Source organism: Nitratireductor sp. OM-1, assembly GCF_003296175.1.
Taxonomy (GTDB): Bacteria; Pseudomonadota; Alphaproteobacteria; order Rhizobiales; family Rhizobiaceae; genus Nitratireductor; species Nitratireductor aquimarinus.
In genome coordinates, this window is record NZ_CP029208.1 from 1,022,155 (window position 1) to 1,044,586 (window position 22,432).

Sequence of the window (22,432 nt, forward strand, 5' to 3'; positions counted from 1 at the left end):
ATGAGCGCAAACCGCCACGCACTTGTGACAGGCGGCGGAACGGGCGTCGGCGAGGCCGTGGCCCTTGCGCTCGCGGAAGCCGGCATTGATGTCACGATCTGCGGGCGGCGCGCCGAGCCGCTTGAAAAAGTGGCGGCCCGGCACGAACGCATCCATGCGCTGACTGCCGACGTGACCGACGAAGCCTCGATGCAGGCGCTCTACGAGACGGCGGAAGCCGCGCGCGGCCCCTTCGACATCGTCATTGCCAATGCGGGCACGGCCTCCAGCGCGCCCGCCCATCGCACGAAGCTCGAAGACTGGAACCGCATCCTCGGCGTCAACATGACCGGGGCGTTCCTGAGCGTGAAGCCAGCGCTTTCGCCCATGGCCAAGCGCGGCAATGGCCGCATCATCTTCATCGCGTCCGTGGCCGGCCTGAAGGGCTACGCCTATGTCGCGCCCTATGTTGCATCGAAGCATGGCGTCATCGGCCTGATGCGCGCACTCTCCGTCGAGCTGGTGAAGACCGGCGTGACGGTGAACGCGATCTGCCCCGGTTACGTGGAAACCGAGATGCTGGAAGATTCCATTCAGCGCGTGGTCGAGAAGACCGGGCGCAGCCACGAGGAAGCCCGCAAGGGGTTCGTCGAAGCCAATCCCCATGGCCGGCTGATTCAGCCCCGGGAAGTGGCCGCTGCTGCGCTTTGGCTCATCAGCCCCGAGGCCAATTCGGTCACCGGCCAGTCGATTTCCATCTCTGGAGGTGAAACATGGTAAGCGCTCCCCTCGCCGCTGTTCGCAGCGGCGCTCCGGCAAAGGAACGCCTGCGTCTGTGGATCAGAATTCTGCGCGCCTCGCGCCTGGTCGAGGCCGTTCTGCGCGAACGGCTCAAAGCCCGCTTCAACACCACGCTGCCGCGCTTCGATGTGCTGTCCGTGCTCGACCGCGCACCCGAAGGCATGGCGATGAGCGACATCTCGCGCTTTCTCCTCGTGTCGAACGGCAATGTGACCGGGATCGTGGAACGGCTCGTCACCGACGGGCTCGCCTGCCGCACGAAGCGCGACGGCGACCGCCGCACCTCGATCATCAAGCTGACGCCGGCCGGCAAGGAAGCCTTCGCCGCCATGGCCGAAGCGCATGAGCGCTGGATCAACGAACTGCTCGGCAATCTGCCCGAGGAGGAAGCCCGGGCGCTGGCCGGCACACTCAAGACATTCGAAAGCAATTGGGAGGGCGGGGTATGAGCTCCATGGCGGGTTTAAAGCCGCAGCATTTCATCTGGCGGATGGAGGGCAATGTCGCGCTGATCCAGCTTGACCGGCCCGACCGCAAGAACCCGCTCACCTTCGAGTCCTATGCCGAGCTGCGCGATACGTTCCGCGCCCTGCCCTATGCGGATGACGTGGATGCGGTCGTGTTCCTGCCCAATGGTGGAAACTTCTGCTCGGGCGGCGATGTGCACGACATCATCGGCCCGCTGGTCGACATGGACATGAAGGGCCTGCTCGCCTTCACCCGCATGACCGGCGATCTGGTGAAGGCGATGATCGCCTGCAACAAGCCGATCATCTCCGCCATCGACGGCGTGGCGGTTGGCGCCGGCGCAATCATCGCCATGGCCTCCGACCTGCGCCTTGCGACACCGGAGGCCAAGGCCGCATTCCTGTTCACCCGCGTCGGGCTGGCAGGCTGCGACATGGGCGCATGCGCCATGCTCCCGCGCATCATCGGTCAGGGCCGTGCGGCGGAACTGCTCTACACCGGCCGCTCCATGAGTGCGGAGGAAGGCGAGCGCTGGGGCTTCTACAACAGGCTCGTCGCCGCCGACGCGCTTGAAGCGGAGGCGCTGAACATGGCCGCGCGGATCGCCGCCGGACCGACCTTCGCGCATGGCATCACCAAGACGCAGCTCAATCAGGAATGGTCGATGGGTCTGGAACAGGCCATCGAGGCGGAAGCCCAGGCGCAGGCGATCTGCATGCAGACCCGGGATTTCGAGCGCGCCTACCGCGCGTTCGTCGCCAAGGAAAAACCGGTTTTCGAGGGGGATTGATGGCTGATCGTTCGTTTCTGGACTGGCCTTTCTTCGAGCAGCGCCACCGCGACTGGGCCGACAGGCTGGATGCGTGGTGCGCCAAGAACCTCCCCGTCGACCACAGCGATGTGGACGCCGCCTGCCGCGACCTCGTCGCCCGGCTTGGCGAAGCGGGTTTCCTGAAACCCACCGCAGTCGACACGGCCAATCCCGGCCCGCTCGACGTGCGTACATTGTGCCTGACCCGTGAAACGCTGGCCCGCCATGACGGGCTGGCCGATTTCGCGTTCGCCATGCAGGGCCTCGGCACCGGGGCGATCAGCCTGTTCGGCACGCCGGAGCAGCAGCAATGGCTCGACAGGACGCGGGCGGGCAAGGCGCTCTCGGCTTTCGCCCTGTCGGAACCGCGCTCCGGTTCGGACGTGGCGAACATGGACATGGCCGCCACCCGGGACGGCGGCGACTATGTGCTGTCCGGCGAGAAGACCTGGATCTCCAATGGCGGCATCGCCGACCTCTACACCGTGTTTGCCCGCACCGGCGAAGCGCCGGGCGCAAGAGGCATCTCGGCCTTTCTCGTACCTGCCGACACGCCGGGGCTGGAGGTCGCGGAGCGCCTCGACGTGATCGCGCCGCATCCTCTGGCGCGGCTTGCCTTCAACGATGTGCGCGTGCCCGCCTCCGCCATGATCGGCAAGCCGGGCGATGGCTTCAAGATCGCCATGTCGGTGCTCGACGTGTTTCGCTCGACCGTGGGTGCGGCCGCACTCGGCTTCGCACGCCGCGCGCTTGATGAGACCCTGGACCGGGCAGGCAGCCGCGAGCTTTTCGGTGCGCCGCTGTTCGACCTGCAGATGGTGCAGGGACACATCGCCGAGATGGCGCTCGACATCGACGCTGCAGCACTCCTCATCTACCGCGCAGCCTGGACCAAGGACATGGGCGCACCGCGCGTCACCCGCGAGGCGGCAATGGCCAAGCTGTTCGCCACCGACCGGGCGCAGGAGGTGATCGACAAGGCAGTGCAGATACATGGCGGCGACGGTGTGCGCCGCGGACACATTGTGGAGAGCCTGTACCGGGAGATCAGGGCGCTCCGCATTTATGAGGGCGCATCAGACGTCCAGAAAGTCGTGATCGCACGGCAAACGATGAAATAGGGAGGAAACATGCTCGGACCGACAGGTCATACCGACACCTTTGCGCGGGACAATCTCCCGCCGGAAGACCAATGGCCGGCCTTCCTTCTCGATGGCTTTGACTACCCCGAATATCTGAACGCCGGCGTCGAACTGACCGACCGACTGGTGGAGCGCGGTTTCGGCGATCATGTGGCGCTGATCGGCAATGGACGCCGCCGCACCTACAAGGAACTGGCGGACTGGACGAGCCGCCTTGCCAATGCGCTGGTCGAGGATTACGGCGTCAAGCCGGGCAACCGCATCCTGATCCGCTCGGCGAACAATCCGGCCATGGTGGCCTGCTGGCTGGCCGCCACCAAGGCGGGCGCGGTTGTGGTCAACACCATGCCGATGCTGCGCGCGGGCGAGCTGGCCAAGATCGTCGACAAGGCCGAGATCGAGCTGGCGCTGTGCGACACGCGCATCAAGGACGAGCTGGTGGCCTGCGCCAAGGAAAGCCGCTTCCTCAAGAAGGTGGTGGGCTTCGACGGCACGGCCAATTTCGATGCCGAGCTGGACCGCATCGCGCTCGACAAGCCGGTCACCTTCGACGCGGTGAAGACGGGCCGTGACGATGTCGCCCTTCTGGGATTCACCTCCGGCACCACCGGCATCCCCAAGGCCACCATGCACTTCCACCGCGATCTGCTGATCATCGCCGACGCCTATGCGAATGAAGTGCTTCAGGTCACGCCGGACGACGTGTTTGTCGGTTCGCCCCCGCTTGCCTTCACCTTCGGGCTTGGTGGTCTGGCGATCTTCCCGCTGCGTTTTGGCGCAACGGCGACGCTTCTTGAAAGCGCCACCCCGCCCAACATGATCGAGATCATCGAGAAGTACCGCGCGACGGTGAGCTTCACCGCGCCCACCGCCTACCGCGCCATGATGGCGGCGATGGACGAAGGGGCAGACCTTTCCTCGCTGCGCGTTGCCGTTTCGGCCGGCGAGACCCTGCCGGGACCGGTGTTCGAGGCATGGACGGAGAAGACCGGCAAGCCGATCCTCGATGGCATCGGCGCAACCGAGATGCTGCACATCTTCATCTCTAACCGTTTCGACGACCGGCACCCGGCAACCACGGGTCGCCCGGTGACCGGCTATGAAGCGCGGATCGTGGACGAGGACATGAACGAGCTGCCGCGCGGCGAAACCGGCCGGCTGGCCGTGCGCGGCCCGACCGGCTGCCGCTATCTCGCCGACGAACGGCAGAAAGAGTATGTGCGCGCCGGCTGGAACCTGACGGGCGACAGCTTCTATCAGGATGAGGAGGGCCGCTTCCATTTCGCCGCCCGCTCCGATGACATGATCCTTTCCTCCGGCTACAACATCGCCGGCCCCGAGGTAGAAGCGGCATTGCTCGCCCATGCCGAGGTGCTGGAATGCGCCGTGATCGGCGCGCCGAACGAAGAACGCGGGCAGATCGTCGAAGCGCATGTGGTGCTGGCCGAGGGTGTGGCCCGCGACGAAGCAACGGCGAAACGCCTGCAGGACCACGTGAAGGCGGTGATCGCGCCCTACAAATATCCGCGCTCGATCAGGTTTCTCGATGCTCTGCCAAAAACAGAGACGGGCAAGATCCAGCGTTTCCGCTTGAGAGAGACAGACTGAACCATGGCCAGCCAACCGGAACTCGATGACGACAACGCGGCGGACATCAAGCCGCCCATGTCCTACAGCGACTATCTGCATCTGGAGAAGATCCTCGATGCGCAGGAGCCTCTGTCTCCGGCGCGTGACGAGCTGCTTTTCATCATCCAGCACCAGACATCCGAACTCTGGATGAAGCTCGCCATCACCGAGATCCGGTCGGCGCGCGCCGCCATCGCCGATGACCAGCTGCGCCCCGCCTTCAAGATGCTGACCCGCGTGGCCCGCATCTTCGAGCAGCTCAACAGCGCATGGGACGTGCTGCGCACCATGACGCCGAGCGAATACTCCATGTTCCGCGATGCGCTTGGCCAGTCCTCGGGCTTCCAGTCGTGGCAGTACCGCTCCATCGAGTTCCTGGCCGGCAACCGCAACCTGGCGATGCTCAAACCCCATTCGGACCTGCCGCAGATCACGGCGCGTCTTGAGGAGATCCTCGCCGAGCCGAGTCTTTACGACGAGGCGCTGCGGCTTCTGGAGCGCAATGGCTTCGACATCGGCGCTGACGCCGGACGCACCGACTGGCGCACAAGGCGCGAGGCCAACGACCAGGTGCAGAAGGCCTGGAAGGCCGTCTACTCAAAGCCCGACGAGCACTGGGCGCTTTACGAACTCGCCGAAAAACTGATCGACTTCGAGGACTATTTCCGCCGCTGGCGCTTCAACCATGTGACGACGGTGGAACGCATCATCGGCCTGAAGCGCGGCACGGGCGGCACGTCCGGCGTTTCCTATTTGCGCAAGATGCTGGATGTGGAACTATTCCCCGAGCTCTGGCGTGTCCGCACGGACATGTAGCCTGAGAAACGGGTGACAAAGCCGAAAATAACGGCAACTAATAACCTGGGAACCATTGGGAGACACTTCATGAAAAAGCTTATTGCAGCAAGCCTGTTTGCCCTGTCGGCAAGCGTTGCCGGCAACGCCTTTGCCGAGCCGGTCAAGATCGGCATGATCACCACGCTTTCCGGCGGCGGCGCAGGACTGGGCATCGACGCCCGCGACGGCTTCGTGCTGGCGATCGAACAGTCCGGCAACAAGGACATCGAGGTCATCACCGAAGACGATGCGCGCAAGCCGGAACTTGCCGTGCAGATTGCGGACAAGATGATCCAGAGCGACAAGGTCGACCTGATGACGGGCATCATCTGGTCGAACCTGGCCATGGCCGTCGTGCCGTCGGCAACGGCGCAGGATGTGATTTACCTGTCGGTCAATGCCGGCCCCTCTGCTCTTGCCGGCGCAGGCTGCAGCCCGAACTATTTCAACGTCGCCTACCAGAACGACAATTTCCACGAAGCGATGGGCGAGGCCGCCAACAAGGACTTCAAGAAGACCTTCATCATGGCCCCCAACTACCCGGCCGGCAAGGACTCGCTCACCGGCTTCAAGCGCTTCTACAAGGGTGAGCTCGCCGGCGAGGTCTACACCAAGCTCGGACAGACGGACTATGCCGCCGAGATCGCACAGATCCGCGCATCGGATGCGGACTCGGTGTTCATCTTCCTGCCGGGCGGCATGGGCGTCGCCTTCACCAAGCAGTATGCGCAGTCGGGCGTCGACCTGCCGCTGATGGGTCCGGCCTTCTCGTTCAGCCAGGACGTTCTGCCGGCGATCGGCGACGCGGCGCTTGGCGTGAAGAACGCGGCATCGTGGGCCTATGACCTCGACAATGAAGCCAACAAGACCTTCGTCGAGGGCTTCAAGGAAGCCTATGGCCGCCTGCCCTCCGTCTACGCAGCGCAGGCCTATGACACGGCGAACCTGATCCTCTCCGCCGCCGGCAAGGCAAGCGTGAAGGACAAGGATGCGTTCCGCGCTGCGCTGAAGGAAGCGGATTTCGATTCGGTTCGCGGCAAGTTCTCGTTCAACAGCAACAACCACCCGATCCAGGACTTCTATGTCCGCGAGGTGGTGAAGGACGGTGACACGCTGACCAACAAGATCGTTTCCACGGCGTTCACCGACCACCAGGACGCCTACGCGGCCGAATGCAAGATGTAGGACAGCTTCCTTCTCCCCGCTGGCGGGGAGAAGGTGCCGGCAGGCGGATGAGGGGCGGGCGCCAGTCTTTGCGGATCATGGCGCAGCCCCTCACCCTCACCCTCTCCCCGTGAACAGGGAGAGGGAGACGTCCACGCAGCGCTCCACCTCAAAACCAGACGGCGAAAGCTCCCCGTGTCCCTGACCCTTTTCATTGAGCAGATCCTGAATGGCCTGCAGTTCGGCGTGATGCTGTTCCTGATGGCCGCCGGCCTGACGCTGATCTTCGGCGTCATGGGGCTCATCAACCTTGCGCATGGTTCGCTCTTCATGGTCGGCGCATTTGCCTGCGCGACCGTGGCCGCAGCCACCGGCTCCTTCTGGCTGGGGCTTGTCGCCAGCCTTGCCGCCGCAGCCGCCGCCGGCGCGCTCGTCGAGATCCTCGTCATCAGACGGCTCTACGAACGCGACCATCTCGACCAGGTGCTCGCCACCTTTGCGCTGATCCTCATCTTCTCCGAGGGCACGCGCTGGGTGTTCGGCTCCTTCCCGCTCTATCTCGATATTCCGCAGCTTCTCTCGGGCGCGGTGCATCTGCCCGGTGGCGCGCAATATCCGATCTACCGGCTGGCCGTGATCGGCGTCGGCATCGCCGTCGCCATCGGGCTCTATCTCCTGATCGGCAAGACGCGGCTGGGCATGCGCATTCGCGCTGGCGAATCCGACCGCGAGATGATCGGCGCGCTCGGCATCGACATCGGCACGCTCTACACGCTGGTCTTTGCGCTGGGCGCAGCCCTTGCCGGTCTTGCCGGCGCAATGGTGGGGGCGCTTCAGTCAGTACAGGTGGGCATGGGCGAACCGGTGCTGATCCTTGCCTTCGTGGTTGTCGTCATCGGCGGCATCGGCTCCATCAAGGGCGCGCTGATCGGCTCCATCCTGGTAGGGCTGACAGAGACTTTGGGCCGTTTCCTGCTGCCGTATTTCTTCGGCCTGTTCATGCCCAATTCGGAAGCCGCCACGATCGGCGCAGCTCTTGCCTCCATGCTGATCTACATCGTCATGGCCCTCATCCTTGCCTTCAGGCCCCAGGGCCTGTTCGCGGCGAATGCGTGAGGGACCGGCCATGACACGCGAAACAACCATCAGCATCCTGATCATTGCCAGCCTGCTTGCCGCCGCCTTCATTGCACAGGCGATGGGCGAGACCTTCTACATCACGCTGGCGACCCGCATGGCGATCCTGGGCCTTGCCGCCACCGGGCTCAACATCGCGCTCGGCCTTGGTGGTCTGGTGTCGTTCGGCCATGCCGCCTTCTTCGGCATTGGCGGTTATGCGGCCGGCATTCTCGCCACCCATGCATTCAACAGCGAGCCGCTTCTCCTCGGTCTGCCCGGCACCAACCAGATGATCGTCATCTGGATCACGGGCGCGATTGCCGCCGGGCTCGTTGCCGTTCTGATCGGCCTGATTTCGCTCAGGACCTCCGGCGTCTACTTCATCATGATCACCCTCGCCTTCGCGCAGATGATCTACTATTTCGCGATCTCCTGGCCCGCCTATGGCGGCGAGGACGGTCTGTCGATCTACGTGCGCAACACCTTTCCGGGCATGAACACGCTCGCGCCGATGAGCTTCTTCCTCATCTGCTTCGGGCTTCTGGCGCTGGGCCTCATCGTCTTCGCCATGCTTCGCGACTCGCGCTTTGGCGCAGCGCTGCAGGCCGGACGACAGAACGAGACCCGGCTTGCCGCCGTCGGCATCGGCCCGTTCCGGGTGCGGCTCACGGCCTTCGTTATCTCGGCCATGATGACCGCGCTTGCCGGCGCGCTCTTTGCCGATCTCAACCGCTTCGTAAGCCCCTCCATGTTCTCGTGGCACATGTCGGGCGAACTGATCGTTCTCATCATTCTGGGCGGTGTCGGCCGGCTTGCCGGGCCGCTGGCCGGGGCCATCGTCTATGTGCTGTTCGAGTTCGCGCTGGGCGGCATCACCGAGCACTGGCAGTTCTTCCTCGGCCTGATCCTGCTGGCCGTGGTGCTGTTTGCCCGCGGCGGCGTGATGGGACTTCTGGCCGGGAGGGCGCGTCATGGCTGAACCGATCCTCGACATTCGCGACCTGAGAAAAAGCTTCGGCGCGCTGAAGGCGACCGATGGCGTCAGCCTCGACCTCAGACCGGGAGAGATCCACGCGCTGATCGGCCCGAACGGCGCCGGCAAGTCGACGCTGATCCACCAGATCGCCGGCTCGCTGACACCCGACAGCGGCGAGATCCGCTTCGAGGGCCGGGATGTGAAGCCGCTCGATGTGGCGGCCCGCGCAAGGCTTGGCATGGGGCGCACATTCCAGGTGTCCTCGCTCGCGCCCGAGTTCTCGGCGCTGCGCAATGTGATGCTGGCGGTGCAGGCGCGTCAGGGCTCCAGCTTCCATTTCTTCAAACCCGTCATGCGCGACCGGAGCCTCACCGACCCGGCGCGGGAAGCGCTCACGCGCGTGGGTCTTGCCGACCGCGCCGATGTGCCGGCAGCCGAGCTTTCGCATGGCGAGCGGCGGCAGCTCGAGATCGCCATCGCACTGGCGCTCGGCGCAAAGGCGTTTCTGCTTGATGAGCCGATGGCGGGCATGGGGCCGGAAGGCTCGCAGGCGCTGACCGGGTTTCTCGATCGTCTGCGCGACGAAGCGCCGATCCTTCTGATCGAGCACGACATGGACGCCGTCTTCGCACTGGCCGACCGCATCTCCGTTCTCGTCTACGGGCGGATCATCGCCACCGGCTCGGTCGACAACATTCGCAACCATCCCGCCGTGCGCGAAGCCTATCTGGGAGACGGCGCATGAAGCTGCTCGACATCCAGGATCTCAAAACCTTCTATGGAAAGTCGCAGGCGCTTTTCGGCGTCGACCTTTCGGTCGAAGAAGGAGAGGCCGTGGCGCTGATGGGCCGCAACGGCATGGGCAAGACGACCACGATCCACTCCGTCTGCCACCTGACGCCACCGCAATCCGGCAGCATTGCCTTTGCCGGCAAGGACATCACGCGGATGAAGCCGCACCGGATCGCGCGGCTCGGCGTGGGACTGGTGCCGGAAGGCCGGCGCTGCTTCCCGAACCTGACGGTGGAGGAAAACATCCTCGCCGCCGCACGTCCCGGCAAATGGACGCTCGATGGCGTGAACACGCTGTTCCCGCGACTGGCGGAGCGGCGCGATCAGTATGCGAGCACGCTTTCGGGCGGCGAGCAGCAGATGCTTGCCATCGGCAGGGCGCTGGCTACCAATCCACGCCTGCTCATTCTCGACGAGGCGACCGAAGGGCTTGCCCCGGTGATCCGGCAGGACATCTGGCGCGCCATCCGCGCCATCCGGGCGGAGGGCCAGTCGATCCTGATCGTCGACAAGACGCTGAGCGAGTTACTGCCCGTGGCGGACCGCTGTGTCATTCTCGAAAAAGGCCGCACCGCATGGACCGGTGCGCCCCTGGCGCTCACCGATGAAATCCAGCAGCGCTTCCTCGGCGTGTGATCACGCCTTTCGTTCCCAAGCATGAAGGAAATAGCATGACTGTCCCGCTTCACCAGATTCTCCAGCCAGCCGACTGGGTTCCTGCCAAGGGGTATTCCAATGGTGTTGTTGCAAGGGGGCGCACCGTCTTCCTTGGGGGTCAGATCGGCTGGAACAGCAATCAGGTGTTCGAGACCGACGACTTCATCGGCCAGGTGCGTCAGGCGCTTGAGAACATTGTCACGCTTCTCAAGGAGGCGGGTGCCGGGCCGGAGCATGTGGTGCGCCTGACCTGGTTCATCACCGACAAGGAAGCCTATGGCAGCCGTCTGCGCGAGCTGGGCGAAGCCTATCGTTCCGCCATGGGCCGTAACTTCCCGCCCATGAGCGTCGTGCAGGTGGTGGCGCTGATCGAAGACGAGGCGAAGGTCGAGATCGAAGCCACAGCCGTTCTGCCCGACTAGCCGCACGAGGCTCAAGCGCCGGGCATCTGAGAGCGACGCCCGGCGCTATCACGATACCTAGGAGCCAAGCGCCCTCGCCCTTCGACAAGCTCAGGATGAGGGCTGTTTAACTCGCTCAGAAAAGCAGTAGCGCTACGTACGATATATGTTTCTGCATCCGCATTTCACGTTTGAAGAAAGCACGGAGCTTCCAGTAACCCTCATCCTGAGCTTGTCGAAGGGCGAGGGCGCTTGGGCTCCACACCGCGAAGGCTCATCGCCCCACGCCCAGTTCGCTTGAGTCCACCTCCCGCGCGGCATCTTCCCGCGCATTGCGGCGCAGTGTGTAAACGAAGGCCACAAGGAACATGCCCGTCATCAGAAGCACGATGGTCGGGGCCGGCGCGCTGTCGATGAAGAAGCTCAGATAGACGCCAAAGAACGAAGCGAACAGCGCCACCGCCAGGCTGACAAGCAACATGCGGTCGAAGCGCCGGACGAGCAGGAACGCCACCGCGCCCGGCCCGATCAGAAGCGCAATCGCCAGAATGATGCCCACCGCCGTCAGAGCCGCCACGATGGTGAGCGACAGGATTGCCAGTAGCCCGTAATGCAGTACCCGCACCGGCAGGCCGATTGCCTTGGCGTGCTGCGGGTCGAACGCATTGAGAAGCAGGTCGCGGCGGAACAGAAGAATGGCCGCGCACACAAACAGCGCAATGATGCCCGTCTGCGTGATGTCGCCCCAGGTCACGCCCAGCATGTCGCCGAACAGGATGTGGTCGAGATGCACCTCGGTCTGGATCTTGGTGTAAAGCAGCAGGCCGAGCCCGAACATGCCGGAGAAGACGACACCCATGATGGTGTCTTCCTTCACGCGGCTGTTTTCCTTGAGATAGCCAATGCCCACAACGCAGGTCATGCCAGCCACGAATGCGCCGATGGCGAAGGGTATGCCGATGATATAGGCGATGACCACGCCCGGCAGCACCGCATGGCTGACGGCGTCACCCATCAACGACCAACCCTTCAGGATCAGGAAACAGGAAAGCAGCGCCATGGGCGCGGCGATCAGCACCGAGATGATGAACGCCTGCTGCATGAACGGAAAGGCGAAAGGCATCAGCGCCGTGTCGAGAAAGCCGCTCATGCGCCCGCCTCCTGCATCGAGTCTTTCAGCGCCTCACGGGCGCGTCGGCGCGCGGCGAGCGTGCCGTGCTTTGGCGCAAAGACGAAGGCGGTGAGGAAGGTCAGCGTTTGCAGCACAACGATGATCCCGCCCGTCGCGCCATCAAGGAAGTAGCTGGCGTAGGCACCGACAAAACTCGACACCGCCCCGATGGCGACCGCGATGGCGACCAGACGCGGGAAACGGTCCGTCAGGAGATAGGCCGTCGCACCCGGCGTCACCACCATGGCGATCACGAGAAACGCGCCGACCGTCTGCATGGCGGCAACCGTGCAGGCGCTCAGAAGCGTGAAGAAGATCAGCCGCAGAAAGCCCGGATTGAGACCGATGGAGCGGGCGTGGTTCTCATCGAAGAAGGCGACCATCAGATCCTTCCACTTGACCGCGAGCACGGCCAGCGTGACGCCGGAAATGATGACGAGCTGAAGCGTCTCGGACGGCGTGATGGCGAGGATGTTGCCCAGAACGATGGTCTGGATGTTCACCGAGGCCGGCGACAGCGAGATCATGAACAGACCGAGGCCGAAGAAGGACGTGAAGATCAGACCGATGATTGCATCCTCCCGCAGCCTTGTGCGCTGGTTGAGGAAGAACATCGCGCCTGCCGCCAGACCACCGGCGAAGAACGCACCGATGGAAAATGGCAGGCCAAGCATGTAAGCGCCGGCAACGCCGGGCACGATGGAATGCGAAAGCGCATCGCCGATCAGCGACCAGCCCTTGAGCATCAGATAGGCCGACAGGAAGGCGCAGACGCCGCCCACCAGCGCGCTCACCCACATGGCGTTGACCATGTAGCCATAGGAGAAGGGTTCGAGCAGATAGGCGCTCATTTGTGCTTGCCCTCCTCCGGGCGTCCGTTCTTCTCGTCGCCATAGATGACGAAGGGCCGCTCATCGTCGGTCAGAACGGTGACCTGCCGGGAATCTTCCTCGGCATCTTCATGCAGCTCCGCGCCGCCGAGCGTGAACTGGCGCAGGACGCCGCCAAATGCCTTTTCCAGATTGGCGCGCGTGAACACATCCTCGGTGGGACCAGCTGCCAGTACCGTGCGGTTGATCAGGATCGTGCGGTCGCAGAAACGCGGGACGCTGCCCAGATTATGCGTCGAGACCAGCATGACATGGCCTTCTTCGCGCAGCGCCTTGAGCAGCGCGATGATGGATTCTTCGGTCCGCACATCGACGCCGGTGAAGGGCTCGTCGAGCAGGATCACCCTGCCCTCCTGCGCCAGCGCGCGAGCCAGAAAGACGCGCTTTTTCTGGCCGCCCGACAATTCGCCGATCTGACGTTTGCGGAAATCGGCCATGCCGACGCGCTCAAGCGCGGCCTCGACCATTTCATGGTCCTGCCGGCGCGCCCAGCGCATGAAATTCATGTGGCCATAACGGCCCATCATCACCACATCCTCGACCAGAACCGGGAAGTTCCAGTCCACTTCCTCGGCCTGCGGCACATAGGCAACGACATTGCGCTTGAGCGCCCGACCGGCCGGCTCGCCCAGAATGGAGACATCGCCCTTTGCCAGCGGAACAAACCCCATGATCCCCTTGAACAGGGTGGACTTGCCGCTGCCATTCACGCCGACAAGGGCCGCAATGGTTCCGGTGGGGATGGAGAAGCTCGCATCGCGCAGTGCCGTGTGGCCATTGCGATAGGTGACGGTGACATCACGAACGTCAATGCCGGCGGACTGCGCCGCCGGCTTCTTCTTCATGTTCACAACGGGTGCGTTCATTGCCCGGTCAATCCTTCGGCAATGGTCTCGCTCGTGGCCCTTAAAAGATCCAGATAGGTGGGAACCGGGCCGTTGTCGTCGCTGAGCGAATCCACGTAGAGAACACCGCCATAGGCCGCCCCCGTCTCACGCGCCACCTGCTTTGCGGGGTTGGGCGAGACGGTGCTTTCGCTGAAGACCGCAGGCGCATTGGTTTCACGGATCTGGTCGATCACGTGACGCACCTGCTGCGGCGTGCCCTGCTGGTCGGCATTGATCGGCCAGATGTAGAGTTCCTTCAGCCCGAAATCGCGCGCCAGATAGCTGAACGCGCCTTCACTGGTGACGAGCACCCGGTGATCTTCGGGAATGGCCGCCAGTCGCTCCCGGATCGGATCGACAACGGACTGGATCTCGGCCTTGTAGGCCTCCGCGTTCTTCGCATAGATCTCGGCATTCTCCGGATCGTATTGCGAGAACGCGTCGCGGATATTGTCGACATAGATCAGCGCATCGCTCGGCGACATCCAGGCATGCGGGTTTGGCTTGCCGGTATAGGGTCCGTCGCCGATGCTCATCGGCTCCACGCCTTCCGAAACGACGACGCTCGGCACATCCTTCAGATTGCGGAAGAAACGCTCGAACCAGAGTTCGAGATTGAGCCCGTTCCAGAGGATCAGCTCGGCGTCCTGCGCCCGCAGGATGTCGCCGGGCGTCGGCTGGTAATTATGGATTTCGGCATTGGGCTTGGTGATCGACTCGACCACCGCAGCATCGCCGGCGACATTGCGCGCCATGTCCGCGATGACGGTGAATGTGGTGACCGCCTTGAAACGTTCGTCCTGCGCAAAGGCGGAGGACGCGGCAAGCATTGCAATGACGAAAGTGGCCAATCGCTTGGCTGATGGCATGAGAATCCCCTGAAACACATCGAAACTGCTGCAACGCTTCATAGTTATGGTGGATTCCGCTTCCCGTCAATGCAATTGCAAATCGTTTGCAATAAAAAAGCGAAGAATGCCGGGAATGCGGGCTTTCCTGAGGAGAAGCACCGGCAAGTGATGATCGAATCTTTGCAACTGATTGTCATCTGGCGCATAGTCCGCCGATGAATCAGCACCCCGCCCACAAGCCGGATTACGAAAAGGAACTGCGTCGCGCCGGTGTTCGCATCACCAGGCCGCGCAAGATCATTCTTCGCATTCTGACGGAAACGGACGATCATCCCGACGCGATGGAAATCTTCCAGCGCGCGACGATCATCGACCCCAGCATCTCGCTTTCAACCGTCTACCGGACCATGAAACTTCTTGAAGAAATGGGCGCGATCCACCGCCATGCCTTCGAGGGCGGACGCGCACGCTTCGAGCAGGCCGACGGTGAACATCACGACCACCTGATCGATATGGATACGGGTGACGTGATCGAGTTTCACTCGGACCGGATCGAGAAGCTGCAGGAAGAGATCGCCCGCTCGCTCGGCTACGACATCGTGCACCATCGGCTGGAGCTTTACGGCAGGAAACGCAGGAAAACCTGACCCCTGAACGCAAGAGCCGCCGTGGTGGAGGGGAAACCACGGCGGCCATGCTTGAAACACCGCGGCAGCCCGGAGAGGGGGGATGAGGCTGCCGCTATTTCGCCCGGTAAAGGCGGGGGACGAGCCTTTTGCGGACCACGGCGAAAAATGCCGCTGTGTGTTATTTTGTGCTTGAACGTGGCTATTCAAGGGCACGGGACATTACAACTTCGTAACAAACGCGTGATAGAAAGCGGTAGGCCCCGTTCCACCTTGTCAGGACACCTGTCCGAAAGGCGCGGACAGCCCCCCTTTTCCATGGACAGGCGCACCCCGCCGCGCTACCCGTAGCAGCCATGAAAAAAGGCGATCATCTCTTCCTCGTTGACGGTTCGGGCTACATCTTTCGCGCCTATCACGCGCTGCCCCCGCTGACCCGCAAATCCGACGGCCTGCCGGTGGGCGCCGTCGCCGGCTTCTGCAACATGCTCTGGAAGCTTCTGCAGAATGCGCGCGATACGGAGGTGGGCGTCACCCCGACCCATTTCGCGGTCATCTTCGACCATTCCTCGAAGACGTTCCGCAACGATCTTTACCCGGAATACAAGGCCAACCGCTCGGAGCCGCCGGAGGATCTGGTGCCGCAGTTCGGTCTGATCCGCGAGGCGACGCAGGCCTTCGACCTGCCCTGCATCGAGCTGGCCGGCTTCGAGGCCGACGACCTGATCGCCACCTATGCGCGGCTCGCAAGCGAGGCCGGCGGCGACACCACGATCATCTCCTCCGACAAGGATCTGATGCAGCTCGTGACCGAAAACGTCTCGATGTATGATCCGATGAAGGACCGGGAAATCAACATTCCCGAAGTGATCGAGAAATGGGGCGTGCCGCCCGAGAAGATGATCGACCTGCAGGCGCTCACGGGCGATTCCGTCGACAATGTTCCCGGCGTGCCGGGCATCGGTCCCAAGACGGCGGCCCAGCTTCTGGAAGAATATGGCGATCTCGACACGCTGCTCTCCCGCGCCGAGGAGATCAAGCAGAAGAAACGCCGCGAGAACCTGATCGAATTCGCCGACAAGGCGCGCATTTCGCGCGAGCTGGTCAAGCTCAGGATCGATGTTCCGGTGGAGCACGCCATCGACACGTTCGAGCTCGCCCCGCCGGACGGGCCGAAGCTGATCGGCTTCCTGAAAGCAATGGAGTTCACCACGCTGACGCGCCGTGTGGCCGAGGCCACCGGAGCCGAAGTGGCCGAGATCGAGGCCGCCCATGTGGAGGTCGAAGCCGGCGCGGACGCGCATGGACCCGACCTCACGCCGGCCGAAGACACGGGCGATGCGGACACACCGTCGAAGCTCGCCAACAGGATCGCAGAAGCAGGCTCGGCACAGACCTTCGATCACGCCGGCTATGAATGCATCCGCGATCTCGACACGCTGAAGAAGTGGGTCGCGGAAGCCTATGAGGCAGGCATCCTCGCCTTCGACACCGAGACCACCTCGCTTGATCCGATGCAGGCGGAGCTGTGCGGCTTTTCGCTTGCGACCAAACCCGGCCGCGCGGCCTATGTGCCGATCGCGCACAAGAGCGGCAGTGGCGACCTTCTGGGCGGCGGGCTGATCGAGAACCAGCTTTCGCAGGAAGAGGCGCTGGAGGCGATCCGCGCCATGATGGCCGATCCCGCCGTTCTCAAGATCGGGCAGAACCTGAAATATGACTGGCTGATCATGTATCGGCTTGGCGTGGAGATCGTCGGCTGCGACGACACCATGCTGATCTCCTATGTGCTCGATGCCGGCACCGGCAGCCACGGCACGGTGGGCCACGGCATGGACGCGCTTTCCGAGCGCTGGCTCGGCCACAAACCCATCCCCTACAAGGAACTGACCGGCACCGGCCGCAAGCAGATCACCTTCGACATGGTGGATCTGGAGCGCGCCACCGCCTATGCCGCCGAGGATGCCGACATCACGCTGCGGCTGTGGCAGGTGCTGAAGCCCCGGCTCGCCGCCGAAGGGCTGGTCTCCGTCTATGAGCGGCTCGAGCGCCCCATGATCCCGGTGATCGGCCGGATGGAGCATCGCGGCATTTCCGTCGACCGCCAGATCCTGTCGCGCATGTCGGGTGACTTCGCCCAGACGGCCGCCGGCATCGAAGACGAAATCTACACGCTGGCCGGCGAGCGCTTCACCATCGGCTCGCCCAAGCAGCTTGGCGAAATCCTGTTCGGCAAGATGGGTCTGCCGGGCGGCAGCAAGACCAAGACCGGCCAGTGGTCGACCTCGGCGCAGGTGCTGGAGGACCTGGCTGGCGCAGGGCACGAACTGCCGCGCAAGATCGTCGACTGGCGGCAGGTGACGAAGCTCAAATCCACCTACACGGATGCGCTGCCGGGCTACATCAATCCCGAGACGAAGCGCGTTCACACCTCCTACGCCCTCGCCTCCACGACGACGGGCCGCCTCTCCTCCTCCGAGCCGAACCTTCAGAACATCCCGGTTCGCACGCCTGAAGGCCGCAAGATCCGCACCGCCTTCGTGGCACCGGAAGGCGCAAAGCTGATCTCTGCCGACTACAGCCAGATCGAGCTTCGCGTGCTTGCCCATGTGGCTGACATTGCGGAACTGAAGAAGGCGTTTGCCGACGGGCTCGACATTCACGCCATGACGGCGTCGGAAATGTTCGACGTGCCGGTGGAAGGCATGCCATCGGAGGTGCGCAGGCGCGCCAAGGCGATCAATTTCGGCATCATCTACGGCATTTCCGCCTTCGGTCTTGCCAACCAGCTCGCCATTCCGCGCGAGGAAGCCAGCGCCTATATCAAGCGCTATTTCGAGCGCTTCCCCGGCATCAAGGACTACATGGACGCCACCAAGGCCAAGGCCAAGGAACTCGGCTATGTCGAGACGATCTTTGGCCGCCGGGCACACTACCCGGAGATCCGCTCGTCCAATCCGCAATTGCGCGCCTTCAACGAGCGCGCCGCGATCAACGCGCCGATCCAGGGTTCGGCGGCGGACATCATCCGCCGCGCCATGGTGCGCATGGACGAAGCGCTTGCGGACGCCGGATTCGGCGAGGTGAAAATGCTTTTGCAGGTGCATGACGAACTGATCTTCGAAGCGCCCGAAAGCAAGGTCGACGCGGTCATCCCGCTGATCTGCGACGTGATGGAAAACGCCGCCCTGCCGGCCCGCTCCCTCTCTGTCCCGCTTCAGGTTGAAGCGCGCGCCGCCGACAACTGGAACGAGGCGCACTGACGCCATGACTGTCTTTGGGCTCGATCTGACCGTTGTCGCTTCATTCGCTCTGGCATCGACGCTGATCGAGCTTACGCCCGGACCGAACATGGCCTATCTGGCTCTGATCTCCGCCTCGGAAGGCCGCCGCCCCGGCTTCGCAACGGTTGCCGGCGTGGCGCTCGGGCTCAGCATTGTCGGCATCATTGCCGCGCTCGGCGTGGCACAGGTCATTCAGGCCTCCGACCTGCTCTATGAGGGGCTGCGCTGGGCGGGTGTGCTCTTCCTGCTCTTTCTGGCCTGGGATGGCTGGCGCGATGGCGGCGACGTCTCTGCGGCAGGAGACAAGCCAGACGGCGCGCATTTCATGCGCGGTCTCGTGACAAATCTGCTCAATCCCAAGGCGGCGGTTTTCTACATCGCCGTTTTACCGACCTTCGTGGACCCCACGCAGCCACTGACGCCGCAGACCATTCTCCTCACCTCGATCTATGTGGGCGTGGCGACACTGATCCACGGCATGATCGTGGTGCTGGCAAGCACGCTACAGCCATTTCTGACCGATGCGCGTCGCGAGCGGATCGCCCGGCGCACACTCTCCGCCCTCCTCGCGCTCGTTGCGCTCTGGTTCGGCTGGTCAACGGCACGCTAGATCACCGTGCCTCCATCTGGGCAGGGAGCCGCCCCTGCGAAGCGGCTGAACTTCCTTTTCAGGTGAGTGTTACGCGCGTCAAAAAATGCCGACTCTGCCATTTTCGAAAATTGTGTTAACTTTAGGCAATGATCGCAGTCGATAAGCCAGCCAATGGTTTGTGGCGACAGATCGTTTCCTTGTGAGTCTTGGTTGGCTGATTGGCTTGTCTGAGTTCCGCGATCAACGCGGACAATCAAGAAACCATGGCGGGAAAACCATGACAGCCAAGACACCAAGCGAACTCCGCGACCATATTCGCGGAGATGTCATCACCCAATCCGACAACAGCTACGATGAGGCGCGCAAGGTCCACAACGGAATGATCGACAAACGGCCCGTCGTCATCGTGCGGGCAGCCAATGCCGGCGACGTGATGACTACAGTCCACTATGCCCGCGACAACGGGCACGAACTTTCTGTCCGCGGCGGCGGGCACAGCGGTCCCGGCTTCGGCACCAATGACGGAGGCGTCGTTATCGACCTGTCGCATATGCGCAGCGTCCGGGTCGATCCGGGCGCCAAGACGGTTCGCGCCGAGGGAGGTACTACGTGGGGTGATTTCAATTCGGCCACCCATGCCTTTGGTCTCGCCACTACGGGCGGGATCATCTCCACAACCGGCATTGCCGGGCTCACGCTAGGCGGAGGGATCGGGTACCTCTCCCGTGGTCATGGCCTGTCGCTCGACAACCTGATTTCGGCAGATGTCGTGACGGCTGACGGAAAGATGCTGATCGCAAGTGAAGACAGGAATACCGACCTCTTCTGGGCCATCCGCGGCGGCGGCGGAAATTTCGGCATTTGCACCTCGCTCGAGTACAAGCTCCAGCCGGTCGAAACGGTCTATTGGGGCCCGATGTTCTTCGAGATCGAAGAGACCGAAACGATCTTCAGGTTTTATCGGGACTACATCAAGACCGCGCCGCGCGAGATGGGCGCCTTTCCGGCCTTCCAGATCGCACCGCCACTGCCATTCATCCCGGAAGACCGCCACGGCGACATGTTCTGTGCCATCGTCGCCTGCTGGTCAGGGGATCCGTCCGAGGGCGAAAAACAGTTCAAGGCGTTCCACGACATTGCCGAGGTCAAGGCCGAACATGTCGGGCCGGTGCCGTACCCGGCAATCAACGCGGCTTTCGATGGCCTTTTCCCGACGGGCATCCGACAATACTGGAAGGGCAACTTCGTCAAGGAGCTCACCGACGAAGCGATCGCGGCGCATGTCCAGCACGGACCGAACGCACCGACGGTCAGTTCCACCATGCATCTTTATCCGATCAACGGCGCGTGTCAGGACGTGGATTCTGATGCCACAGCCTTTGGGCACAGAGACGCCAACTTCTCGATGGTGGTTCTGGCCGCATCCGACGACCCGGCCGATGACGCGGCCCATACCAAATGGGTGCGAGACTATTCGGATGCGGTGGCGCCGTATTCCGAACCAGGCGGCTATATCAACTTCATGGATGAAGACGATGCCGGGCGCGCGCAGGAGAACTTCGGTGGCAATTACGACAGGCTCCTGAAACTCAAGCGCCAATATGACCCGGACAACCTGTTCCACATAAACCAGAACATCGCGCCATAGGCCGACGTTTCCAAGTGTAGATATCGCCCACCCAGGCGTCCGGTTTTCGGCCTGCGGGACAGGCCAAATCTCTTTACACGAGAAGGGAGGAAGACCCCATGATGATCGCGCGTTGGACCTGCGAAGCTAAATTTGGAATGAAATCGGAAGCGCTGGCGCTTCACAAAGAATGGGCCGAGCAGATCGGCTCGCAAACGGATATTGATATGTCGAAAAGCCGCGTGATAACCGGTTCGATCGGCGCCAAGGAGGCCGTTATTCAGGACGAGTTCGAGATTTCTAATCTCGCTGAGCTTGATAATTTTTTCGACAAGATCGGATCGATCAAGATGCATGCCGACTGGGGCAAGAAGATGGGCGAAGTGATCGTTTCGGGCTCGACATATTGGGAAGTGTTCCGCGTCGTCGAGTAGTTTGTCCAATTGGCGTCCGCATCGCTGCCGTTCGTTCACGTCGCGGCGAATGCCCGGTTCCCGGTCAACGAACGGCGGCTTTCAGGGCAAGGGCAAGCGCTGGTGAATGACCAATTTGCGCGGCGCGAAGCGGGCGATTTCCGTTCATGCCAGCGCAGGGCGGGAAGTCGCCGTTTCTTACTTGTTGCAGATTTATGAAGCATATCCGAACCCCAAGGTTCTGCTGGACCAAGGGGCTCGGCTTGTTCTTTTACCATACGCCCGCATTCAGTTCAGGGGCTGGGCTGCGGAGGTGGGGTTTTCTGTATGGAAGGGGCCAGAACCGGCTCTCACCATAATTCGTAGCGCAGGCCAACGCGGATCTCATGCGTGGCAAGATCGCTGTCGTGGCCCTGCACGCCCGTCGCACCGGCTGCCGCCGTCGCGGCATCCCAGGCGAACATGTTGCCGCCATCGACATGACGATAGCGGTAGCCGAGGTCCACCTTCATGTTGTTGGAGAAGTCATAGGACATACCGGCCATGAGCGCGTAGGTGAAGCGCCAGTCCGACTCGCCCGAATGCCTGGACGTGCCCGCAAAGCTGGTGCCGCCGCAGCCGCCACCCACGCAGTAGGCACTGTTGGCGAGTTCATCCCAGCGCATATAGGTGTAGCCGATGCCCGCGCCCACATAGGGTGTGAAGCCCACATAGGTGCCGAGGTCCACATAGGCGTTTAACAGCGCGGAATACCCGGTGACTTCCGAGCCGTCCTCGGAACGACAGGTCGTTCCAGCAGGAGCACCCGGACAGGGAACCGCGCTCGAGGTCGTGCCGTTGAAACCGGCAGTAAAGCGGTCAAGCGTCGCGTCGGCGCGGAACCAGTCGGTGAAAGAATAGCCAAAACCCAGACCGAAGCTGAAATCCTTCGAAAGGGAGACGCTGTCGAATGCGGCGGAACCGTAGTTCACGCCATCGAAGGTGCGATAGGTAAAGGGGTCCTTGGCGCTGGTTTTCAGCGAATAGCCAATGTCGCCGCGCAGATACCAGCCGCTGCCAATCTCCACCGGCACCACGTCAGGCACTTCTTCAATAATGATCGGTGGGTCATAGTCAGCGGCCTGCGCTGCGCCGATGGAAACCAGCGTCAGAGAAACCGAAGAGACAAGCAGACGGGTGATAGTGCTCATAATCCGAACTCCGCGAGACGCGACGGATTAAGGGTGCCCCCGCCGCTTTATCTCCCCATAATTAACCATTCGGGTTAAGCGGCAGTTAAGGCTAACGCATGGTTATCGCAGGCGTTTACGATAAC

The 22,432-nt window shown here is 62.7% G+C and carries 22 protein-coding genes; 17 read left to right on the forward strand and 5 right to left on the reverse strand.

Features of this window, described 5'->3' with window-relative positions; genetic code table 11:
* The 12 genes from DEJ54_RS04835 (at position 1) to DEJ54_RS04890 (ending at position 10,797) form a co-directional block, all read left to right on the forward strand.
* A complete protein-coding gene (locus DEJ54_RS04835; RefSeq protein WP_113153564.1) occupies positions 1-759 on the forward strand; it encodes an SDR family NAD(P)-dependent oxidoreductase in 759 nt (252 codons plus the stop codon).
* The gene (locus DEJ54_RS04840) at positions 753-1,229 is read left to right on the forward strand and encodes a MarR family winged helix-turn-helix transcriptional regulator (RefSeq protein ID WP_113153565.1); all 477 of its coding nucleotides are present in this window, start codon (positions 753-755) and stop codon (positions 1,227-1,229) included. Before DEJ54_RS04835 ends, DEJ54_RS04840 begins: the two co-directional genes overlap by 7 nt.
* Entirely contained in the window at positions 1,226-2,038 is an 813-nt protein-coding gene (locus DEJ54_RS04845) for an enoyl-CoA hydratase family protein (protein ID WP_113153566.1), read from the forward strand. Before DEJ54_RS04840 ends, DEJ54_RS04845 begins: the two co-directional genes overlap by 4 nt.
* The gene (locus DEJ54_RS04850) at positions 2,038-3,180 is read left to right on the forward strand and encodes an acyl-CoA dehydrogenase family protein (protein WP_113153567.1); all 1,143 of its coding nucleotides are present in this window, start codon (positions 2,038-2,040) and stop codon (positions 3,178-3,180) included. Before DEJ54_RS04845 ends, DEJ54_RS04850 begins: the two co-directional genes overlap by 1 nt.
* Before the next feature lie 9 nt (positions 3,181-3,189).
* Positions 3,190-4,809: an AMP-binding protein gene (locus tag DEJ54_RS04855; RefSeq protein ID WP_113153568.1), complete on the forward strand. Its 1,620-nt coding sequence runs from the start codon at positions 3,190-3,192 to the stop codon at positions 4,807-4,809.
* 3 nt (positions 4,810-4,812) lie between these two features.
* Positions 4,813-5,646: a tryptophan 2,3-dioxygenase gene (gene kynA, locus DEJ54_RS04860; protein WP_113153569.1), complete on the forward strand. Its 834-nt coding sequence runs from the start codon at positions 4,813-4,815 to the stop codon at positions 5,644-5,646.
* 69 nt (positions 5,647-5,715) lie between these two features.
* Entirely contained in the window at positions 5,716-6,852 is a 1,137-nt protein-coding gene (locus DEJ54_RS04865; RefSeq protein ID WP_113153570.1) for an ABC transporter substrate-binding protein, read from the forward strand.
* Positions 6,853-7,026: 174 nt separating this feature from the next.
* Complete coding sequence (locus tag DEJ54_RS04870) at positions 7,027-7,947, forward strand: branched-chain amino acid ABC transporter permease (RefSeq protein WP_113153571.1); 921 nt, start codon at positions 7,027-7,029, stop codon at positions 7,945-7,947.
* A gap of 10 nt (positions 7,948-7,957) precedes the next feature.
* Positions 7,958-8,929 carry a branched-chain amino acid ABC transporter permease gene (locus DEJ54_RS04875; protein WP_113153572.1) on the forward strand — a complete coding sequence of 324 codons (972 nt, stop codon included), beginning with the start codon at positions 7,958-7,960 and terminating at the stop codon, positions 8,927-8,929.
* A complete protein-coding gene (locus tag DEJ54_RS04880) occupies positions 8,922-9,671 on the forward strand; it encodes an ABC transporter ATP-binding protein (RefSeq protein WP_113153573.1) in 750 nt (249 codons plus the stop codon). Before DEJ54_RS04875 ends, DEJ54_RS04880 begins: the two co-directional genes overlap by 8 nt.
* A complete protein-coding gene (locus DEJ54_RS04885) occupies positions 9,668-10,354 on the forward strand; it encodes an ABC transporter ATP-binding protein (protein WP_113153574.1) in 687 nt (228 codons plus the stop codon). Before DEJ54_RS04880 ends, DEJ54_RS04885 begins: the two co-directional genes overlap by 4 nt.
* Before the next feature lie 35 nt (positions 10,355-10,389).
* Positions 10,390-10,797, forward strand: a complete 408-nt coding sequence (locus DEJ54_RS04890) for a RidA family protein (RefSeq protein WP_113156092.1) — start codon at positions 10,390-10,392, stop codon at positions 10,795-10,797.
* A gap of 253 nt (positions 10,798-11,050) precedes the next feature.
* On the opposite strand, the gene DEJ54_RS04895 is transcribed toward DEJ54_RS04890, so the two are convergent.
* The 4 genes from DEJ54_RS04895 to DEJ54_RS04910 are packed head-to-tail and all read right to left on the reverse strand — an operon-like array spanning position 11,051 to position 14,554.
* The gene (locus DEJ54_RS04895) at positions 11,051-11,926 is read right to left on the reverse strand and encodes a metal ABC transporter permease (RefSeq protein WP_113153575.1); all 876 of its coding nucleotides are present in this window, start codon (positions 11,924-11,926) and stop codon (positions 11,051-11,053) included.
* On the reverse strand, positions 11,923-12,798 hold the full coding sequence (locus DEJ54_RS04900; RefSeq protein WP_113153576.1) for a metal ABC transporter permease: 876 nt from the start codon (positions 12,796-12,798) through the stop codon (positions 11,923-11,925). The genes DEJ54_RS04895 and DEJ54_RS04900 overlap by 4 nt, the downstream gene beginning before the upstream one ends.
* Positions 12,795-13,703 (reverse strand): manganese/iron ABC transporter ATP-binding protein, encoded by a 909-nt coding sequence (locus DEJ54_RS04905; RefSeq protein ID WP_113153577.1) that lies wholly within the window; start codon positions 13,701-13,703, stop codon positions 12,795-12,797. Before DEJ54_RS04905 ends, DEJ54_RS04900 begins: the two co-directional genes overlap by 4 nt.
* The gene (locus DEJ54_RS04910; RefSeq protein WP_305778811.1) at positions 13,700-14,554 is read right to left on the reverse strand and encodes a metal ABC transporter substrate-binding protein; all 855 of its coding nucleotides are present in this window, start codon (positions 14,552-14,554) and stop codon (positions 13,700-13,702) included. The genes DEJ54_RS04905 and DEJ54_RS04910 overlap by 4 nt, the downstream gene beginning before the upstream one ends.
* A gap of 236 nt (positions 14,555-14,790) precedes the next feature.
* On the opposite strand from DEJ54_RS04910, the gene DEJ54_RS04915 reads away from it, so the two are divergent.
* The 5 genes from DEJ54_RS04915 to DEJ54_RS04935 all read left to right on the forward strand — a co-directional run bounded on the left by DEJ54_RS04915 (position 14,791) and on the right by DEJ54_RS04935 (position 21,138).
* On the forward strand, positions 14,791-15,222 hold the full coding sequence (locus tag DEJ54_RS04915) for a Fur family transcriptional regulator (protein ID WP_113153578.1): 432 nt from the start codon (positions 14,791-14,793) through the stop codon (positions 15,220-15,222).
* A 335-nt stretch (positions 15,223-15,557) separates the two neighbouring features.
* Positions 15,558-18,464: a DNA polymerase I gene (gene polA, locus DEJ54_RS04920; protein ID WP_113153579.1), complete on the forward strand. Its 2,907-nt coding sequence runs from the start codon at positions 15,558-15,560 to the stop codon at positions 18,462-18,464.
* 4 nt (positions 18,465-18,468) lie between these two features.
* Positions 18,469-19,095, forward strand: a complete 627-nt coding sequence (locus DEJ54_RS04925; protein ID WP_204360854.1) for a LysE family translocator — start codon at positions 18,469-18,471, stop codon at positions 19,093-19,095.
* A 259-nt stretch (positions 19,096-19,354) separates the two neighbouring features.
* The gene (locus tag DEJ54_RS04930) at positions 19,355-20,725 is read left to right on the forward strand and encodes an FAD-binding oxidoreductase (protein ID WP_113153580.1); all 1,371 of its coding nucleotides are present in this window, start codon (positions 19,355-19,357) and stop codon (positions 20,723-20,725) included.
* 98 nt (positions 20,726-20,823) lie between these two features.
* Positions 20,824-21,138, forward strand: coding sequence for a hypothetical protein (locus tag DEJ54_RS04935; RefSeq protein WP_113153581.1), 315 nt, complete (start codon positions 20,824-20,826; stop codon positions 21,136-21,138).
* A gap of 329 nt (positions 21,139-21,467) precedes the next feature.
* Here DEJ54_RS04935 and DEJ54_RS04940 read toward each other — a convergent pair whose 3' ends face one another.
* Positions 21,468-22,307: an outer membrane protein gene (locus DEJ54_RS04940; RefSeq protein WP_113153582.1), complete on the reverse strand. Its 840-nt coding sequence runs from the start codon at positions 22,305-22,307 to the stop codon at positions 21,468-21,470.
* Positions 22,308-22,432 lie beyond the last annotated feature (125 nt).

What these genes read in the sequence shown, in the direction of transcription:
- DEJ54_RS04835 (WP_113153564.1), top strand. Translation starts at nt 1, where the DNA reads ATGAGCGCAAACCGCCACGCACTTGTGACAGGCGGCGGAACGGGCGTC.
- DEJ54_RS04840 (WP_113153565.1), top strand. Translation starts at nt 753, where the DNA reads ATGGTAAGCGCTCCCCTCGCCGCTGTTCGCAGCGGCGCTCCGGCAAAG.
- DEJ54_RS04845 (WP_113153566.1), top strand. Translation starts at nt 1,226, where the DNA reads ATGAGCTCCATGGCGGGTTTAAAGCCGCAGCATTTCATCTGGCGGATG.
- DEJ54_RS04850 (WP_113153567.1), top strand. Translation starts at nt 2,038, where the DNA reads ATGGCTGATCGTTCGTTTCTGGACTGGCCTTTCTTCGAGCAGCGCCAC.
- DEJ54_RS04855 (WP_113153568.1), top strand. Translation starts at nt 3,190, where the DNA reads ATGCTCGGACCGACAGGTCATACCGACACCTTTGCGCGGGACAATCTC.
- kynA (WP_113153569.1), top strand. Translation starts at nt 4,813, where the DNA reads ATGGCCAGCCAACCGGAACTCGATGACGACAACGCGGCGGACATCAAG.
- DEJ54_RS04865 (WP_113153570.1), top strand. Translation starts at nt 5,716, where the DNA reads ATGAAAAAGCTTATTGCAGCAAGCCTGTTTGCCCTGTCGGCAAGCGTT.
- DEJ54_RS04875 (WP_113153572.1), top strand. Translation starts at nt 7,958, where the DNA reads ATGACACGCGAAACAACCATCAGCATCCTGATCATTGCCAGCCTGCTT.
- DEJ54_RS04880 (WP_113153573.1), top strand. Translation starts at nt 8,922, where the DNA reads ATGGCTGAACCGATCCTCGACATTCGCGACCTGAGAAAAAGCTTCGGC.
- DEJ54_RS04885 (WP_113153574.1), top strand. Translation starts at nt 9,668, where the DNA reads ATGAAGCTGCTCGACATCCAGGATCTCAAAACCTTCTATGGAAAGTCG.
- DEJ54_RS04890 (WP_113156092.1), top strand. Translation starts at nt 10,390, where the DNA reads ATGACTGTCCCGCTTCACCAGATTCTCCAGCCAGCCGACTGGGTTCCT.
- DEJ54_RS04895 (WP_113153575.1), bottom strand. Translation starts at nt 11,926, where the DNA reads ATGAGCGGCTTTCTCGACACGGCGCTGATGCCTTTCGCCTTTCCGTTC.
- DEJ54_RS04900 (WP_113153576.1), bottom strand. Translation starts at nt 12,798, where the DNA reads ATGAGCGCCTATCTGCTCGAACCCTTCTCCTATGGCTACATGGTCAAC.
- DEJ54_RS04905 (WP_113153577.1), bottom strand. Translation starts at nt 13,703, where the DNA reads ATGAACGCACCCGTTGTGAACATGAAGAAGAAGCCGGCGGCGCAGTCC.
- DEJ54_RS04910 (WP_305778811.1), bottom strand. Translation starts at nt 14,554, where the DNA reads ATGCTTGCCGCGTCCTCCGCCTTTGCGCAGGACGAACGTTTCAAGGCG.
- DEJ54_RS04915 (WP_113153578.1), top strand. Translation starts at nt 14,791, where the DNA reads ATGAATCAGCACCCCGCCCACAAGCCGGATTACGAAAAGGAACTGCGT.
- polA (WP_113153579.1), top strand. Translation starts at nt 15,558, where the DNA reads ATGAAAAAAGGCGATCATCTCTTCCTCGTTGACGGTTCGGGCTACATC.
- DEJ54_RS04925 (WP_204360854.1), top strand. Translation starts at nt 18,469, where the DNA reads ATGACTGTCTTTGGGCTCGATCTGACCGTTGTCGCTTCATTCGCTCTG.
- DEJ54_RS04930 (WP_113153580.1), top strand. Translation starts at nt 19,355, where the DNA reads ATGACAGCCAAGACACCAAGCGAACTCCGCGACCATATTCGCGGAGAT.
- DEJ54_RS04935 (WP_113153581.1), top strand. Translation starts at nt 20,824, where the DNA reads ATGATGATCGCGCGTTGGACCTGCGAAGCTAAATTTGGAATGAAATCG.
- DEJ54_RS04940 (WP_113153582.1), bottom strand. Translation starts at nt 22,307, where the DNA reads ATGAGCACTATCACCCGTCTGCTTGTCTCTTCGGTTTCTCTGACGCTG.